Source organism: Pseudoalteromonas sp. H105, from assembly GCF_001469215.1.
In the GTDB taxonomy this organism is placed as follows: Bacteria; Pseudomonadota; Gammaproteobacteria; order Enterobacterales; family Alteromonadaceae; genus Pseudoalteromonas.
The window spans coordinates 221,341-237,912 of the sequence record NZ_LOFH01000003.1 but is presented as its reverse complement, the minus strand read 5'-3'; the positions used below and the strand labels follow the sequence as shown (position 1 = coordinate 237,912).

Annotated in this window: 17 protein-coding genes; all 17 read right to left on the bottom strand. The window is 41.8% G+C overall.

All coding sequences use genetic code 11. The features are described from left to right. Window positions 1-5: 5 nt before the first annotated feature. Window positions 6-773 (bottom strand): protein phosphatase CheZ, encoded by a 768-nt coding sequence (locus tag ATS75_RS07270; RefSeq protein WP_058559782.1) that lies wholly within the window; start codon window positions 771-773, stop codon window positions 6-8. 17 nt (window positions 774-790) lie between these two features. Beyond that, window positions 791-1,174 (bottom strand): chemotaxis response regulator CheY, encoded by a 384-nt coding sequence (gene cheY / locus ATS75_RS07265; protein ID WP_054203298.1) that lies wholly within the window; start codon window positions 1,172-1,174, stop codon window positions 791-793. Between the two features lie 40 nt (window positions 1,175-1,214). Beyond that, entirely contained in the window at window positions 1,215-1,925 is a 711-nt protein-coding gene (locus tag ATS75_RS07260) for an RNA polymerase sigma factor FliA (RefSeq protein WP_058559935.1), read from the bottom strand. 26 nt (window positions 1,926-1,951) lie between these two features. Then, on the bottom strand, window positions 1,952-2,812 hold the full coding sequence (locus ATS75_RS07255) for a MinD/ParA family protein (protein WP_058559781.1): 861 nt from the start codon (window positions 2,810-2,812) through the stop codon (window positions 1,952-1,954). After that, window positions 2,805-4,289, bottom strand: coding sequence for a flagellar biosynthesis protein FlhF (gene flhF, locus ATS75_RS07250; RefSeq protein WP_058559780.1), 1,485 nt, complete (start codon window positions 4,287-4,289; stop codon window positions 2,805-2,807). Before flhF ends, ATS75_RS07255 begins: the two co-directional genes overlap by 8 nt. 22 nt (window positions 4,290-4,311) lie before the next feature. Continuing rightward, a complete protein-coding gene (flhA, locus tag ATS75_RS07245; RefSeq protein WP_058559779.1) occupies window positions 4,312-6,420 on the bottom strand; it encodes a flagellar biosynthesis protein FlhA in 2,109 nt (702 codons plus the stop codon). A gap of 74 nt (window positions 6,421-6,494) precedes the next feature. Then, window positions 6,495-7,625 carry a flagellar biosynthesis protein FlhB gene (gene flhB, locus ATS75_RS07240; protein ID WP_058559778.1) on the bottom strand — a complete coding sequence of 377 codons (1,131 nt, stop codon included), beginning with the start codon at window positions 7,623-7,625 and terminating at the stop codon, window positions 6,495-6,497. A gap of 12 nt (window positions 7,626-7,637) precedes the next feature. After that, window positions 7,638-8,417: a flagellar biosynthetic protein FliR gene (fliR, locus tag ATS75_RS07235; RefSeq protein WP_058559777.1), complete on the bottom strand. Its 780-nt coding sequence runs from the start codon at window positions 8,415-8,417 to the stop codon at window positions 7,638-7,640. A gap of 1 nt (window position 8,418) precedes the next feature. Beyond that, window positions 8,419-8,688, bottom strand: coding sequence for a flagellar biosynthesis protein FliQ (gene fliQ / locus ATS75_RS07230; RefSeq protein WP_058559776.1), 270 nt, complete (start codon window positions 8,686-8,688; stop codon window positions 8,419-8,421). Between the two features lie 44 nt (window positions 8,689-8,732). Further along, entirely contained in the window at window positions 8,733-9,473 is a 741-nt protein-coding gene (gene fliP / locus ATS75_RS07225; protein WP_058559775.1) for a flagellar type III secretion system pore protein FliP, read from the bottom strand. Window position 9,474: 1 nt separating this feature from the next. Next, window positions 9,475-9,855, bottom strand: a complete 381-nt coding sequence (gene fliO, locus ATS75_RS07220; RefSeq protein ID WP_058559774.1) for a flagellar biosynthetic protein FliO — start codon at window positions 9,853-9,855, stop codon at window positions 9,475-9,477. Then, window positions 9,852-10,250 carry a flagellar motor switch protein FliN gene (fliN, locus tag ATS75_RS07215; protein WP_058559773.1) on the bottom strand — a complete coding sequence of 133 codons (399 nt, stop codon included), beginning with the start codon at window positions 10,248-10,250 and terminating at the stop codon, window positions 9,852-9,854. The genes fliO and fliN overlap by 4 nt, the downstream gene beginning before the upstream one ends. A gap of 18 nt (window positions 10,251-10,268) precedes the next feature. Next, window positions 10,269-11,363 carry a flagellar motor switch protein FliM gene (gene fliM, locus ATS75_RS07210; protein ID WP_058559772.1) on the bottom strand — a complete coding sequence of 365 codons (1,095 nt, stop codon included), beginning with the start codon at window positions 11,361-11,363 and terminating at the stop codon, window positions 10,269-10,271. Between the two features lie 9 nt (window positions 11,364-11,372). Then, window positions 11,373-11,894 carry a flagellar basal body-associated protein FliL gene (fliL, locus tag ATS75_RS07205; RefSeq protein WP_058559771.1) on the bottom strand — a complete coding sequence of 174 codons (522 nt, stop codon included), beginning with the start codon at window positions 11,892-11,894 and terminating at the stop codon, window positions 11,373-11,375. A gap of 275 nt (window positions 11,895-12,169) precedes the next feature. Beyond that, complete coding sequence (locus tag ATS75_RS07200; RefSeq protein WP_058559770.1) at window positions 12,170-14,686, bottom strand: flagellar hook-length control protein FliK; 2,517 nt, start codon at window positions 14,684-14,686, stop codon at window positions 12,170-12,172. 103 nt (window positions 14,687-14,789) lie between these two features. After that, entirely contained in the window at window positions 14,790-15,236 is a 447-nt protein-coding gene (gene fliJ / locus ATS75_RS07195; protein WP_058559769.1) for a flagellar export protein FliJ, read from the bottom strand. A 2-nt stretch (window positions 15,237-15,238) separates the two neighbouring features. Further along, window positions 15,239-16,570: a flagellar protein export ATPase FliI gene (fliI, locus tag ATS75_RS07190; RefSeq protein WP_058559768.1), complete on the bottom strand. Its 1,332-nt coding sequence runs from the start codon at window positions 16,568-16,570 to the stop codon at window positions 15,239-15,241. Window positions 16,571-16,572 lie beyond the last annotated feature (2 nt).

The following is a 16,572-nucleotide window of genomic DNA, read 5'->3' as shown; positions in this document are numbered from 1 at the left end:
TCCTCTTAGAAGCCCAAACTTGACAATAAATCGTCAACATCATCTTGCCCATTGACTACATCATCTCGCGACTCTTTATCAATAATAGGTCCTTCAGGACCGGCAAGGGTATCTTGTGCAGGCGGTGTTTCGACTTCAGCAGGTGTTTTTATTTTTTCCCCACCAAGTTCGTGGCTACCAAAAGCGGTTAGTAAGTGAATTAAACTATCTTCAACTTCTCTAACTAATTCAATAACTCTGCGAATGACTTGACCAGTTAAATCTTGGAAGTCTTGTGCCATTAGCACGTTTGTCATCAAGCCCTGTAATTCATCTGTTTTGGTATGAGAATGACTCATAAACTTATCTAAGCTATGGCACAGAGCTTTGAACTCACCAAGCTCAATCTCACGACTCATCAGGCGATCCCAAGTTGGCTTTATTTGCGCAATTTCATCTGCTAGTTCTTGGGCTATTGGTAAACTAGCTTCAACCGCATCCATCGTTTTATTCGCTGCGTTTTCTGTCATTTCCATAACATAGTTCAAACGCTGTTTTGCATCAGGAAGCGCGTCTGTGGTCAAATCTGATAACCGCGTATCAAGCTCAAAGTTTTTTAACGCATCATGTAGCTGGCGCGTTAATTTACCCACCTCAGCAAAAAGCTCAGATTGCTCTTGAGAAGCCGCATCAATGATTAGCTGGTCAGCTTTTTCTTGTTCGCCATTTTCAAGGTAAACAACAAGCTGACGGGCTTGTTCTAAACTGATCTGAGGCGCAGCAAGTGCTGACATAAGCCTCTCCTATTTATTTAGCCTAGGCGCTCGAACACTTTTTCCAGTTTGGTTTTTAGTGTTGCAGCAGTAAAGGGTTTAACTATGTAGCCGTTAACGCCGGCTTGAGCAGCAGCAACAATTTGTTCTTTTTTAGCTTCTGCTGTCACCATTAACACAGGGATATGCTTGAGCGTATCATCTGCTCTAATAGCACGTAATAAATCTATACCCTGCATGCCCGGCATATTCCAGTCAGTTACAACAAAATCAAATTCTTGATTTTGTAACATGGGTAAAGCTGTTGAGCCATCGTCAGCTTCTTGTACGTTTGTAAAGCCTAAATCTCTTAAAAGATTTTTAATGATACGTCTCATCGTTGAAAAATCATCAACAACAAGAATTTTCATGTTTTTATCCAAAACATCCTCCGGTGAGGTCTGAACCTATATTTACTTACTACTAATTTATCCAGTCATTGATTTTTGCTTTTAGCTTAATCATCGCCTGACCATGTATCTGGCTCACACGCGACTCACTAACGTCGAGTATGTGCCCAATTTCTTTTAAATTCATTTCATCATTGTAATACAGCGAGAGCACAAGCCCATCTCGCTCTGGCAAAGACTTTATCGCAGCTAACAAGGATTCATTAAAACGCTCATTCTTAACGTTATTAAAGGGCTTGTCCAGCGCAAAATCTTGACCAACAGGAGTAATGACATCTTCATCTACTCCTAAATCTTCTATCCCTAATACTTTACTAGAATTTACATCACTAAGGATATGATGGTACTCATCTAGCGTAATATCAAGTTTTTCAGCAACTTCAAAGTCTTTAGGTTCACGATTAAGTGTGCTTTCTAGCCCAGAAATGGCCTCTGCGACCATCCTACTATTACGGTGGACCGAGCGTGGAGCCCAGTCACCACGGCGCATTTCATCAAGCATGGCACCTCGAATACGGATACCTGCAAACGTTTCAAAACTAGCCCCTTTTGAGGTGTCAAAATTTTTCGATGCTTCAATTAATCCAATCATACCAGCTTGTATTAAATCATCTAGCTGCACACTTGGAGGTAAACGCGCAATAAGGTGACACGCTACTTTTTTTACTAGCGAAGCATGCTTCTCAATAATAGCATTTAAGTTTACTGTTGATTGATATCCCATCGCTTTACTCACCGATGCAGTCATAGTTAGCCGTTTACTAGTTTTTCTATGAAAAATTCTAAATGCCCTGATGGTTGATTAGGTATAGGCCATTTAACTGCTTTTGTCGCTAATGTTTTAAATGCAACGGCTGCTGGGGAGTTAGGGAACAATTCCACAATAACCTTTTGCCGACGTGTTGATTTACGCATATTTTCATCATATGGCACGGTTGCCACCAGCTCCATAGAGACATCTAAAAAGCGATCTGTTACTTTGGAAAGTTTTGCAAATAGTTCATGGCCTTCACGCATACTGCGCACCATATTGGCAACTATTTTGAATTTGTATACGCCATGCTCACGGCTGAGCACTTTTATCAGTGCATACGCATCTGTAATTGAAGTCGGTTCATCGCAAACCACAACCATAACATCTTGTGCTGCGCGTGAAAAACTTAATACCATATCTGAAATACCAGCAGCGGTATCAACAATTAAGATATCAAACTCAGTATTAAGTTCGCTAAAAGCACGTATAAGTCCAGCATGTTCTGAAGGTGATAGTTCAACCATGCTTTGAGATCCCGATGTTGCGGGTACAATTTTTATTCCGGCAGGACCTTCAACGAGTATTTCATCTAACTCACATTCACCAGAAAGCACATGAGAAAGGTTTCTTTCCACACGTAAACCAAGCATTACATCGCAATTTGCTAATCCCAAATCGGCGTCCAGTACTAAAACCCTATTACCTAATTGGCCTAAAGCTATTGCAGTATTAAGTGATACATTGGTTTTACCAACACCACCCTTACCACCAGTGACAGCGATAACTTTTACGCTGTTATTATTGTTTTGACTCATTTTTCGCAGGCCACTTGCTTGATCTAATACTGTGTTAATCATACATCCCTACTGTGCTTGACGCTACTGCTTGGCGCCTTGAATGTTGTACTTTTGTTCTTTTTAAATATAACTGCTCTGCTTTTTTAACTAATTTTTCAGCATTTGCAACGCGAATATCCTCTGGAACTCGCTGACCGTTAGTAAGATACCCTATTGGGAGGCGATTTTGAATCGCTACGCTAATAATCTCGCCTAAACTAAGAGATTCATCCAACTTAGTGAAAATACAGCCACTTAGTTGAACTTTTTTAAAGTGTCTCACCGTTTCTTGCAATACATTTATTTGAGCCGTGGCACTTAACACTAAATAATTACGGATATCAACACGTTGATTACGCATTAATGTGTTTAACTGCTCTGTTAAACGTAAGTCACGCTGACTCATTCCTGCTGTATCAATTAATACTAGTCGTTTATTTCGTAAATGGTATAAAACTTCTGCTAATTCATTAGCATCTTTTACTTGCTTTACGCCACACCCAATTATACGTCCATACGTTGCCAGTTGTTCATAAGCACCTATACGGTATGTGTCAGTCGTAATTAACGCCACTTTATCTGCGCCATACTTTTGAGCGCCCAACGCAGCAAGCTTAGCGACAGTGGTTGTTTTACCGACGCCTGTCGGCCCAACTAACGCATATACTCCGCCTTGACGTAAAATTTCGTTATTAGTTGTATGCATTTGGTTTTCAACCATTTGCAATAACGCTTTCCATGCCTCTTGACGAGATACATCATCAGGAATGAAGCACGCCATTTGCTCTGCAACATCATGCTCAATTCCCATACCAACTAAACGGTCAATCATACAAGCGCGTGTTGGGTCACGACGCGCCATATCTTGCTGCATTAAACCAGATACTTGGTGTTCAAGTAATTGGCGGATTGCGTTCATTTCATCTCGCATTGACGACATTTCATCACTTTTCGCACTGTGTGTACCTGGGTGTGAATTCAGAGGTGTCTCTAGATCATCAAAACCACTTTCTAATTCATCATCAAATCCAAGGCTGTGAGCCTGAGTATGTGCTTTACTTTGTGTTTGTTGGCGCGAAAAACCGGCATTTGATTGTGGTTCAGGACGTCTATCAGACTGATGAGTCTGCTGCTGAGGCTGATATTGCGTTGAAGTATCGATACCAGATTGGCTAAACATAGACGCAAGCTCTGGAGAACGAGGACGAGGAGACTGACGTTCTAGCAATGCTTGTAAACTATCAGCCACAGCAGCCTGTGGTTCTTGTGGCGCACGTTTTGGCGCAGGCTTAATAAAATTAGGGTTGCTTTGCGCTTGAGCCGCAGGCTTAGGAGCTGATTCTTGTGGTGCAGCTTTGTCGTAATCAACAGCAGCAACAATCTCAACGCCATTAGCCAGCTTTTTATTTGACATAATAACCGCATCAACACCTAGTTCATCTTTAACTTCTTTCAGTGCGGTCCGCATATCTTTAGCAAAAAAACGTTTTATTTTCATGGTTCACAACCCTTCTAATCAATTATTGGCCTACTGAGCTGACAATCTTGATCTGTCTTTCGTCTGGTACCTCTTGATAAGACATTACCCGCAAACCTGGGATGGTGTACTTAACAAACCGAGATAACACAGTGCGTAACATTCCTGACGTTAGCAATATCGAAGGTTCACCGGCCATTTCTTGGTTTTGATGCGCTTCATTCAATGATTGTTGAAGTCGCTCTGCAAGTCCTGGCTCTATTCCGGCACCTTCGTCGCCTGCATTTTGAAGTGACTGATGCAACATCTGTTCCAACTCAGGCGCCAAAGTTATGACTGGGATTTCTGAAGACATACCAACCGCATCTTGAACGATTAATCGACGCAATGAAATTCGCACTGCAGCCGTTAGTACATCTGGGTCTTGGCTTCTTGGGCCATACTCAACAAGTGTCTGAACAATTGAACGCATATCACGTATTGCAACGCCTTCATTGAGTAAATTTTGTAATACTTTGACTACCGTTGTCAGCGGTAGTACGTCTGGCACAAGGCCCTCCACTAAGCGCGGATGGCTTTTCGCAAGCATATCTAATAAGTTTTGTACTTCTTCATGGCCAAGCAACAGTGCCGCGCTGTTAGTCAGTAATTGGCTAATATGTGTTGCAACTACAGTGGCTGCATCAACAACGGTATAGCCTAATGACTGAGCTTCATCTTTTTGATTCGCCTTAATCCATACCGCATCCAAACCAAAGGCTGGATCTTTCGTTTCTATGCCTTTGATCGGGCCAAATACTTGACCCGGGTTGATTGCAAGCTCATCGCCATGTTTAAGTTCACCTTCTCCGCTTGATACACCCATCATTGTTATTCTGTATGCATTAGGGTCTAACTCAAGATTATCGCGAATATGCACAGGCGGTACTAAAAAGCCAAGTTCTTGTGAAAGCTTTTTACGTACGCCTTTAATGCGATTCAACAATTCACCCCCTTGTGATTGGTCAACGAGAGGAATTAGGCGATAGCCAACCTCCAAGCCGATGACATCCACTTGCTGCACGTCATCCCAACCAAGTTCTTTTTGCTCTTGTTTATTGGCAACACCAGTTCCTGCTGGGCCACCGTTTGCAGCCTCCTCTTCTTTTGCTGCCGCTGCTTTAAGCTTATTTTGTTGCGTATAGTAAGCAAGGTAGCCTAGTAGTGCGCCTAAGCTTAAAAATGCAAAATGTGGCATACCCGGTACTAAGCCCATTACAATTAAAATACCTGAAGCGATAAACAATGACTTTTCGTTACCGAGCTGGCTCTTGAATTGATCGCCCATATTAAGCGATTCATTTTGGCGCGTAACAACAATCGCAGTACCAATCGATAAAAGTAATGAGGGTAACTGAGCAACTAAACCATCACCGATGGTCAATAATGTATACACCTCCATTGCACGACCAAATGAAAGGTCGTGTTGGATCATACCAACAAATAAGCCCCCAATTATATTGATGATTAGAATAACAATACCGGCTATCGCATCGCCTTTAACGAATTTACTCGCACCATCCATTGAGCCATAGAAATCAGCTTCACGAGTCACTTCTTCACGACGGTCACGAGCTTGCTCTGCACTAATAAAACCCGCATTTAAGTCAGCATCGATTGCCATTTGTTTACCAGGCATAGCGTCTAGCGTGAAGCGCGCTGATACCTCTGAAATACGTCCAGCACCTTTGGTGATTACGACAAAGTTTATAATGATGAGAATTAAGAATACGACGAGACCAACAGCATAGTTACCACCGATAACCACAGACCCAAAGGCTTCAATTACTTTACCTGCAGCATCACCGCCATTGTGGCCTTCAAGTAATACCACGCGCGTACTGGCAACATTAAGCGCCAAACGCATAATGGTTGCGATAAGTAATACTGCAGGGAACATACCAAAATCGACCGGTTTCATGGTGTAAACAGTTACCAATAAAACCACTAGAGCGAGGGCTATATTAAACGAAAAAAGAATATCAAGTAAGAAAGGAGGCAGTGGTAAAATAACCATCCCCAACGCAGCGAGGACTAGTAAAGGCGTGCCAACGCCTTTTGCGTACTCTTTCTTATCTTTATTAAGTTGTTGTAATACAGCTTTAAATTCCATAACTCTACAATTTCAAAAAATTGACACTGTACGGAATTTGCAATAACTATTCCAAGTTACGCATTCAGTATTAATTAGTATTTATAAGCGTCTGGAATAGGCAATGTTTTATTCAATGCTGTAGGTCGCTTTCCACGCCCTTTTTGAAAGCGTTTTAGCTGAAACACATAGGCTAATACTTGCGCGACCGCGGTAAATAATTGATCAGGGATTTGCTCGCCAACTTCAGCGGTATGATATAAAGCACGCGTTAACATCGGCGACTCAACAACGGGCACTTCATTCCCTTTGGCTATTTTACGTATTTGCATTGCCATCTCATCAACACCCTTGGCAACGACTATGGGTGCGCCTGCGCGCTCTGTATCGTACTTTAAGGCCACAGAGTAGTGAGTTGGATTGGTAACAACAACGTCGGCATCAGGAACGTCCTGCATCATTCTACGTTGTGACATTTGCCTTTGCGTTTGCCTGATTCGGGCTTTTATTTGTGGATCACCCTCTGAATTTTTATACTCATCTTTGACTTCTTGAAGGGTCATTTTAAGTTGCTTATGGTGAGTATGACTTTGATAAGGCGCATCAATTGCAGCAATGATCGTTAAAGTACACGTCAGGCCTAAAAACATCCATGCCAAAATCTCTAAAGCATGAATAATATTACCTGGTGCACTTTCAATACTTAAATGCAAAATTTCATCAAAAAACGTGTTGATCAAAAACACCGCGAAACCAGCTACGACCGCAAACTTTAAAATTGACTTAACTAATTCAACGCCCGCTTGGGGGCCAAACATTCGTTTTATCCCCTTAGCAGGTGACATTTTACTTGCCTTTGGTGCCGCAGCTTGCCAACTAAAGTTAAAGCCGCCTAATAAAGTGTTTCCGATAATACCAGCAAGGACAATAATAAATACAAACATGGCCATAGGAAAAATAAGCGCATCAGCAACTGACCCCCATACGGAGAACATTTTTGTTGTATCGTACGTCTCATTACGGTTTAAGCTGAGCATACGACCCATAATATTATAAAGCCCCTTGCCAATTTCAGGTCCATACATCAACAAAGAAATCGCAGAAAAAATCAATACAAACATAGTACCAAGTTCTTTCGAGCGCGCTATTTGGCCCTTTTTCTTGGATTCGGAAATTTTCTTACCCGTGGGTTCTTCTGTTTTTTCTTGACCTGAATCTTCAGCCATAATGATGCGCTCCTAGGGCGAACAACCAACTAAAGTACACATTAGCTCAACCATTTTTAACCACTGAAACTCATATTGAGTAATAAAATTACCTAATGTTGCCCAAATAATGACAAGTCCAGCGACAAGCGTAAAAGGAAAACCAATTGAAAAAATGTTTAACTGTGGCGCAGCACGAGTCATTACACCAAAAGACATATTGATCACTAACATCGCGGTTAGTGGTGCCAATGACAGTACCAAGGCTGTTGTGAACATCCACCCACCCCACATTACAATATCCCAATAATGGTCGACCGCCCACCAACTACCATCAATAGGTAGCACATTAAAACTATGTACGACCATTTGAATCATCATTAAATGCCCATTAAAGACAAAAAATAACAGGGTGGCCAAGATAAGATAGAATTGACCAACCGCTGGTACACTCATACCATTTGAAGGGTCTACAACAGAAGCGAAACCTAAACCTGTTTGCATTGCCAGTATTTGGCCAGCCAGTACAAAGGTATTTAACATCAACAATGAGGCGAAGCCAATCGCGATACCAATCAACATTTGCTGAATGACGACTAGTAACATTTGAAAAGAGAATAAATTATTAAAACTAGCAGGTGGTAAAACAGGTACCACTAAAAAGGTAATAACAACAGCTAGTCCCATTTTTATGCGTGTGGGGACATTTTTAGCACCAATCCCCGCCATTACCATAATCATCGAGCTGATCCGCACTAATGGCAGTAAAAAATCACTTAGCCATTGAATTATCACTGAAAATGGAAAATCCATATTAGCCCGCGATTTCTGGAATAATCATTATTAATCGGGTAAAAAAGTCCATCAACTCTTGGGTTAACCAGTGCCCACCCGCAATAAGTGCACTTATCGTGATTAATAAGCGAGGCAAAAAGCTCAATGTTTGCTCATTGATTGATGTGGCAGCCTGAAATACCGCGACCACTAGCCCGACTAAAAGCCCTGGTACAACGATTGCCGAAACCAACTTAATAACTAAAAATAAAGCATCACTAAGAATATCGACGAAAATCTCCGGTTCCATGTGTTACTCCTTGCGCTGATTGATTTTTAATTGAAAGAACACAGCTAGACCCCAAGGCCAAAACTTTTGGCTAACGTCCCCATTACGAGGCTCCAGCCATCAACCAAAACAAACAACATAATTTTAAACGGTAATGAGACGATCATAGGCGATAGCATCATCATACCCATCGCCATCAATACTGATGCAACCACTAAATCCACAATCAAAAATGGAATAAAAAACATAAAACCAATAATAAATGCGGTTTGTAATTCACTGGTCACAAAAGCAGGTATTAGCACAATCATAGGCGCAGCTTCTGGAGAGTCTAATTGATCGTAGCCAGCTATCTTAGCAAACGTTTCTAGATCCTTTATTCGCACTTGAGACAACATAAACGCTTTCATGGGTTCTTTGGCAAGTTCCAGTGCTTGTATTGATGTAACCTGTTCATTCATATAAGGTTCAATGGCTTGTTCGTTTACCTTTTGGTATACCGGCGTCATGATGAAAATACTTAGAAACAATGACATGCCGAGCAGAATTTGATTTGAAGGAGTTTGTTGTAGACCAATGGCTTGACGCAAAATCGCCAACACCACAATAATGCGCGTAAATGACGTCATCATTATTACTGCTGCCGGAATAAAACTCAGCGCAGTCATGATTGCAAGTACTTGTAGTGTCACAGAGTAGTCTTGCGAGCCATCAGGATTAGTCGTGATATTAAGCGCTTCAATTCCCTCAGCGCTAACCGTTGGGATAAATACAAAACTAACGAGTATTAACAGCCACTTCATCATATTATGTGTTCTTTTTATTCTGATTAGAGTTTAATAAGTTACCAAACCGTTTGGCCAAAGCTGGGAGCTCTTTTTCAGTTAAGGGGTTTTCCAGCTTCAACAGGTAATTAATGCTGTGAGGTGTAACACCTAATAAATGCTGAGCATTATCAATTTCAACCACCATTAGACGCTCTCTCGTACTGAGCGGTAAACTGCGCACAACTTTAAATTCGTCACTGTTAGTAAGGTTGGGGTTTATTTTTTTTACGAAGATAGCGAGTACAACAATCAATACTAGTACCATAATAAGTGACATAGCCATTGATATAATATCCCCCATCGGAGTTGCCGATGGGGTAGCACTCGTGACCGTAGAAGAAAGTACAGCCCATACACTCATCGTAGCTTTTTAATCCGTTCAACTTGGCTAATAACATCGGTAAGACGAATACCAAATTTGTCATTGACTACGACAACTTCACCATGTGCTATCAATGTGCCATTGACCAACACATCGAGAGGCTCACCCGCAACGCGATCAAGCTCTACAACTGAGCCTTGGTTTAATTGTAATAAATTACGAATGTTAATTTTAGATCGCCCAACTTCCATAGAAATGGTAACTGGAATGTCTAAAATTGTATCTAACTTACGTTTCTCTTCATTACTCATTTCATGTTTAGCGTCACTTAGCTCATCAAGCTCTGCAACTTGCGCATTAGCACCATCATCCGTGCCTTCAGCTTCAGCTAGGGCCGCTGCCCATTCGTCCATTGTATCTTGGTCATCACTCATACTTTTAAACCTTTTTCTCTACCAGTCTAAATCCACACCTTCAGAGAGATGTAGATCGTCTTCTAGTTCTGCTAATTCTGCGTCTGAGTCAAGTTTTTTACCACCTTTTGTGAAGACGTGTAATTCTGATTTAACTGACTCAGGTCGTTTAATTTTTTCACTAATTTGTAACGCAACGTTATCGCGAGAGCGACCCATTTTTGCTCTAAATGTTGGTAAGTCTTCAACAAACACAGTAATGTGTTCTGGCATTTCTACCGGAATAATATCACCAGCCTTAAATTCCATGATCTGCTCTAAATTCAGTTCAACTTCCAGCAACTGCGTAGAAAGCTCAACTTCAACATCCATGATTTCATCACGTAACGCTTTACTCCAGCGTAAATCGGTATCTTCTGTGTCAGATTGTACACCAGCGTCTAGTAGTTCACGAATAGGCTCCAGCATAGAATATGGCAGTGCAATATGAAAATCCCCACCACCGCCATCAAGTTCTATGTGGAAAGAGCTAATTACAACCACTTCTGTCGGGCTAACAATATTAGCCATAGCAGGGTTTACTTCAGAATCAAGGTATTCAAACGAGACATCCATAACGGGTGCCCATGCTTCTTTGTAATCTTCAAAAATGATTTTTAGTAGCATTTGCACGATACGGCGTTCAGTTGGCGTAAACTCCCGGCCTTCAATCTTAGCGTGATAACGCCCATCACCTCCGAAAAAGTTATCGACCAAGATAAACACCAAGCGTGCTTCCATGGTGATAAGCCCTGTCCCTTTTAGCGGACGAAAACGAACCATATTGAGACTGGTAGGAACGAATAAGGTATGAATATATTCGCCAAACTTTATCATTTGAACGCCATTAATTGACACTTCAGCAGTGCGGCGCATCATGTTGAATAAGCTTATTCGCATATGGCGAGCAAACCGTTCATTAACGATTTCGAGCGTCGGCATCCGCCCACGAACAATACGGTCTTGCGAGGAGAAGTCATATTGCAGTGTATTACCACCGTCACCTTCTTCACCATCTTGAATATCTTCCTCTTCGACTTCGTCAACACCGTGTAATAGCGCATCAATTTCATCTTGGGATAATAAATCGCTCACGCAGACCCCTTATTGCATTACAAAGCCGGTAAATAAAACCCGCTCAATTACTTTGCTGCCCTCAACATCATTTAGCGCTGTTTGTACTTTTTCAAGGGCAGACACGCGTAAAGTCTCTTTACCTTCACTGGTACCGAGTTCATCCGCTGTTGTAGTAGAAAAAACACTTAATAATGTTCCTTCAATAAGTGGTATATGCCTTTTTGCCACTTCTTCGTTTACATCTCCACGTACTAAAAGTTGCACTTTTATTTGTACTACGCGATCTCGACTTGCACCTGGGACATTAAAAACGAAGGGCCTTGGCATAGCGACATACAGTGCACTGCCTATTTGAGCAGTGTTAGACGCTTCAACTTCTTCAGTAGCAACCGTTTCATCGGCTAATGTTTCAGCGGGTTCATCTGAGCCCGACATTAAGAAAAACCCAACTCCACCTGCAATCAACACGACAACGACAGCAATGATTATAATGAGTTTTTTCTTACTTTTACCGCCTTCTTCTATTTCTAAATTTGCTTCTTCTGCCATTATGATTCCTTTATGCCTTGAGTATGGCTAATAAATGCAGTGATATTAACCATAAGCTATTTCTCCAGAGCTTAGAATAATAAAGATATCTCAGGCAACTCTTTTTAAACATTTCGCAATAAATAACAAACATACACCACTTAAAGCCCGACCCATATTTAAACGGCTCTATCAATAAGTCAGACTTAATTTAGTTATTTATAAAGTTCAATGCGTTAGATATACCTTAAACTAAGAACTGATTAGTTATTTTTATACCTTTATAATAGCAGGTGTTAGGCATAGTAATCTATTGAAGATGACGATTGTTGACCTGAGCCTTGCGCAGCTACTTGAGAATCCGCTTCTCCATCATCACTTTGACCATTAGATGCAAGGTGTCCACGCCCTTGTTGCTGTTCTTGTTCATCGCTATTACTTTGACCATCACCTTGTTGAATATTACTTTCACCAAGCTCAATTCCTTGCTCTGCGAGCATTTCGCGTAATTTAGGCATTGATTGCTCGAGCGCTTCTTTAGCTTGCTGATTTTGTACAACAAAATTTATTTGCGCCTGTTCTGCATCGCTGCGTATGCGAATTTGCATACTTCCCATCTCTGGTGGATCTAGTCGTATTTCAGCTTCTTTATTATTAATACTCAGTAAAGCACTTACTCGCTCTTGCAACAGTTTTGCTGCATCGCTTTTAACAATATTTAGTGCTTGCAATAGAGTAGGATCTACATTTACTTGTTTTGTTTGTGATGCCGCATTAGTTTGCTGCGCATTATGCACCTGCATATCACTTAGCTCTTGAAGATAACGTTGGTCGACGGCTTCTGTTACAGGTGCCGATACCGTTGCGTTGACTCCATTAGTCACTTGAGTAAATAGCTGATTTACACGTACGATATTGTTCTCTTTAGTAGTTAGCTGCTCGGTATTCTCATCATCTGCTATTAATGCCTCTTTCGCTAAGTCTTGTTGAATATCAGATTTAACTGCTTGCTCTTGAACTGCCACCTTAGTAAGTGCGGCCTGCCCCGATTGCGACTTGTTGGTTTCAACCAGGTTAGTCGCTACAGCTTGTGTAACCGGTGCAGGTTCTTTTAATGTCGATATTGACTCTTTAGGCATAGTCGCTTGATCTTCTTCAAGCACAGCCAAAGCTGAGTTTATCTGATTCAACACTGCGCCCTGAGGCTTTTCAGTCGCAATAAACTGTTGGAGCTGATTGGACAAGGCCTGCTTTTGACCCGTTGTTAAAGTTGCAATCTCATCACTGAATTCTGCCGCGTTAAAGCCCGAATCAGCCGCCACATTGCGTGCTGTATCTGCTGAATTATTATTTACTATAAATTGAGCAATAGTGTGCTTTAAATTAGCCACTCCTTGCTTATCACCACCTTGATTTAGAACCGCAGTTACTTCTGTTTGTAATGTTGCACGCTGCTCTGGTGTCAAACGAGCAAGCACTGGATCACTGTCTGTTAAAACGTCTGTTTCTGCATTTAGTAATTTTATAACCGCTTGATTCACTTCAGGGCTGTTTGCTATTGCAGACTGAGCAACCTTACTCGAAGACGATGTTGTAACTGGTTGCGAAGCTATAAATGCCTCTTTTAATGCCTGAGCATCTTTAGCCAAAGAAGGCTCGACATTGTCTGCTTTTATTGCACTGTGAGTGACTGATACTAAGGGGTCAGCACTACTTTTATCAGCCGGCTTTGAAACCATGCTGCTTTCAGCTTGCGAGTCTTTATTGTGCTTTGAGGGTATTTCTACACTGTTTTTATTATCGCTCATCGGGGCTGAAACCACTGACTTAGTCTCTACGTTGTCATTTTTAACAGGCTTATTAGCAGTCGTATTAACGTCATCGATTGTACTTTGTACACCCGTTTTATTTAATGCAGACGTTAACACTTCAGGATTTACTTCCCCTTTTTCACTCATCACTTTTTTAGAGTCTTTTATTACTGCATCTGAGTTCATTAACACTGCCGTGTTTACTTCACCTGTTTTATTCTTGTTTAGCTGAGCTGCTAATACCCCTTCTTCACTTTTTAAAACATTATCAGCAGATTCTTGCGTCATAGCTGAAGCAAGTGGCTGGGTACTTTGAGCATCATTAGTGGGAGCGTTTGCATTAAGACTGCCAGCATCCGTTGTTGATTTATTTATCACAGCCTGTGTGTCAGAGACTTTGATTGCTTTAATCTCATCAACAATAGGCGTTACTGCATCTTCTGGAAAACCGATTTGTTTTAGGTTCTTATCTATCGCCTCAGCAACAGCCGATTTATCGCTAGGTATCGTTGATTTGTTAGTGCCACCTTCACTACTATCATCTTCTAAAGGCACGCTTATAATAGGAGTAACGTCGTCAATTGGGCGTGGCGCTTTCGGTTCAGTGATCTTTGGATCGATACTTTCCTGAGCATACTTATCAATTAAGTCACTTACTGAGGTTAAAGGCTGATATACTTCTGATGTACTCACTCGGGTATCGAGGTTATTTGCGGCGTTAATCTGCGCGAGCATATCATCACCAGAGATAGCTGGCGTCTGCTCTCCCTTGTGTTTAACTTGCGCATATTCAATGTCACTTTCATCAACGTTTGTCGAGTCTGGGCCTTTGTTTTTCTTATTAGGCTCTTCTGCGGCACTGTTAGCGCTTTGTAATTGAGAGAAGAAATCACTCGCAGAGTCTGACTTTTCTTCAAGACCACTTTGTTGTGATTGCTCTTTTCTAGCAAATTTAATATCTTGCTCTGTTGAAATGAGTGCTGATAGATCATTAATCGCCATAATTCACCTACATTAAAAGTGGCAATTTGCCGCCGCACCTTGCCAATATAAAGACGTCATACGTAATCGAAGCAATATATGTGCCTACTATTAAAGTTATTAACTAAAGCGCATTACGTTTCTGAAAAAATTGGTTCGATGAAAACTCATCAAGCATTCGCTGCTCATTCTTCAATGCAATTGCCGTTACTTTTTGTTGTTGTTTTTCAATTAACTTTTCGACTGCCTTTGCTTTGACCTGTTGCTTTAACCATAAATTTTGCCGCTGGCTAACAACTTGTCTCGCAGTATTCACCGTACTGGCTTGCTGGCGGATAGCCTCTTCAATCTTCGCAATAAAGGCATGGTACTGACTAAAGCCGGCACTGCTTAATCCTGACTGCCCTTTAATGTGAAGCTGCTGGGTGTATTCCATTCTAAAATTATTGAGTCCTTGCAGCTTTTGCTGATTGGATTGAAAGTGCTGCTGCGCTTGCAAATAATTCATTCGCAAAGACTCTTCTTTTTCTTTTTCTATTTTTAGCAATAAGCTAAGTTTATTTTTTGACATAATTATTGCCCTAATAGCTGTGCAAGACCTTGCAAGCCATCATCATAACTAATCACGTCTTTCATTCCTTGTTGCAAAAACGCATTAACCCGCGGCATCATATTGATTGCCTGATCGAGCATTTGATCCGTGCCTTTTTGATAAGCCCCTAGAGTGATCATGTCTTTATTTTGCTGGTACATCGAATAGACTTGTTTTAACACTCTGGCTTGCTGCATATGAGGCTCAGAAACAACTTGTGGCATCACTCGAGAAATCGATTTTTCGATATCTATCGCTGGATAATGTCCACTGTCGGCTAAATCACGCGACAATACGATATGGCCATCTAATATAGCGCGGGCAGCATCGGCAATAGGATCTTGCATATCATCCCCTTCGCTGAGTACCGTAAAAAAGGCAGTAATTGACCCTTGTCCCTCGCCGCCATTACCAGCTCGTTCCACCAGCGCAGGAAGCTTTGCAAACACTGAAGGTGGATAACCTTTCGTCGCGGGGGGCTCCCCCACCGCTAAGGCAATTTCACGTTGTGCCATGGCATATCGCGTCACAGAGTCCAAGAGCAATAAAACATTGAGGCCTTGATCGCGAAAATATTCAGCAATCGTCACCGCACTTTCACACCCTTTCAAACGCATCAAAGGCGATGCGTCCGCAGGGGCAGCAACAACAACTGAGCGCTTACGACCTTCCACACCAAGAATCTCTTCGATAAATTCTTTAACTTCTCGTCCACGCTCCCCCACTAAACCGACCACAATAACATCAGCTTCCGAGCCTCGCGTCATCATACCGAGTAAAACTGACTTACCTACACCTGAGCCTGCAAACAACCCCATCCGTTGCCCTTGTCCAACGGTAATGACTGAATTGATGGCACGTACACCAACATCCATCGGTTGGCTAATGGGTCTTCGAGAGAGTGGGTTAATTGTGTTTTGTGCGAACTTTAAATAGTGTTCTGCCTTAACAGGCCCTAAGCCATCTAAAGGACGACCTAAACCATCTACAACGCGGCCAAGCAGAGACATACCAACAGGCAATCCCGTCTCGTTAACTTGTGGGATTACACGCGCGCCAGGTAGGACACCAGATATATGATCGTTAGGCATGAGATAAAGTGTTTGATCGTTAAAGCCAACGATTTCAGCATCGACAAAACCACGCATGGTTTCAATTTTGCATTGGCTACCAACTGGCGCTCGGAGCCCTTTTGCTTCTAGCGTTAAACCAACTACTCGGGTAAGAATACCCGCAACAGCTGGCGTTGGACTATGAATATGCTTTTGATAGCCTTGTAAACGTTCGCTCAATGGGCGAGGATGTGCGTTCATTG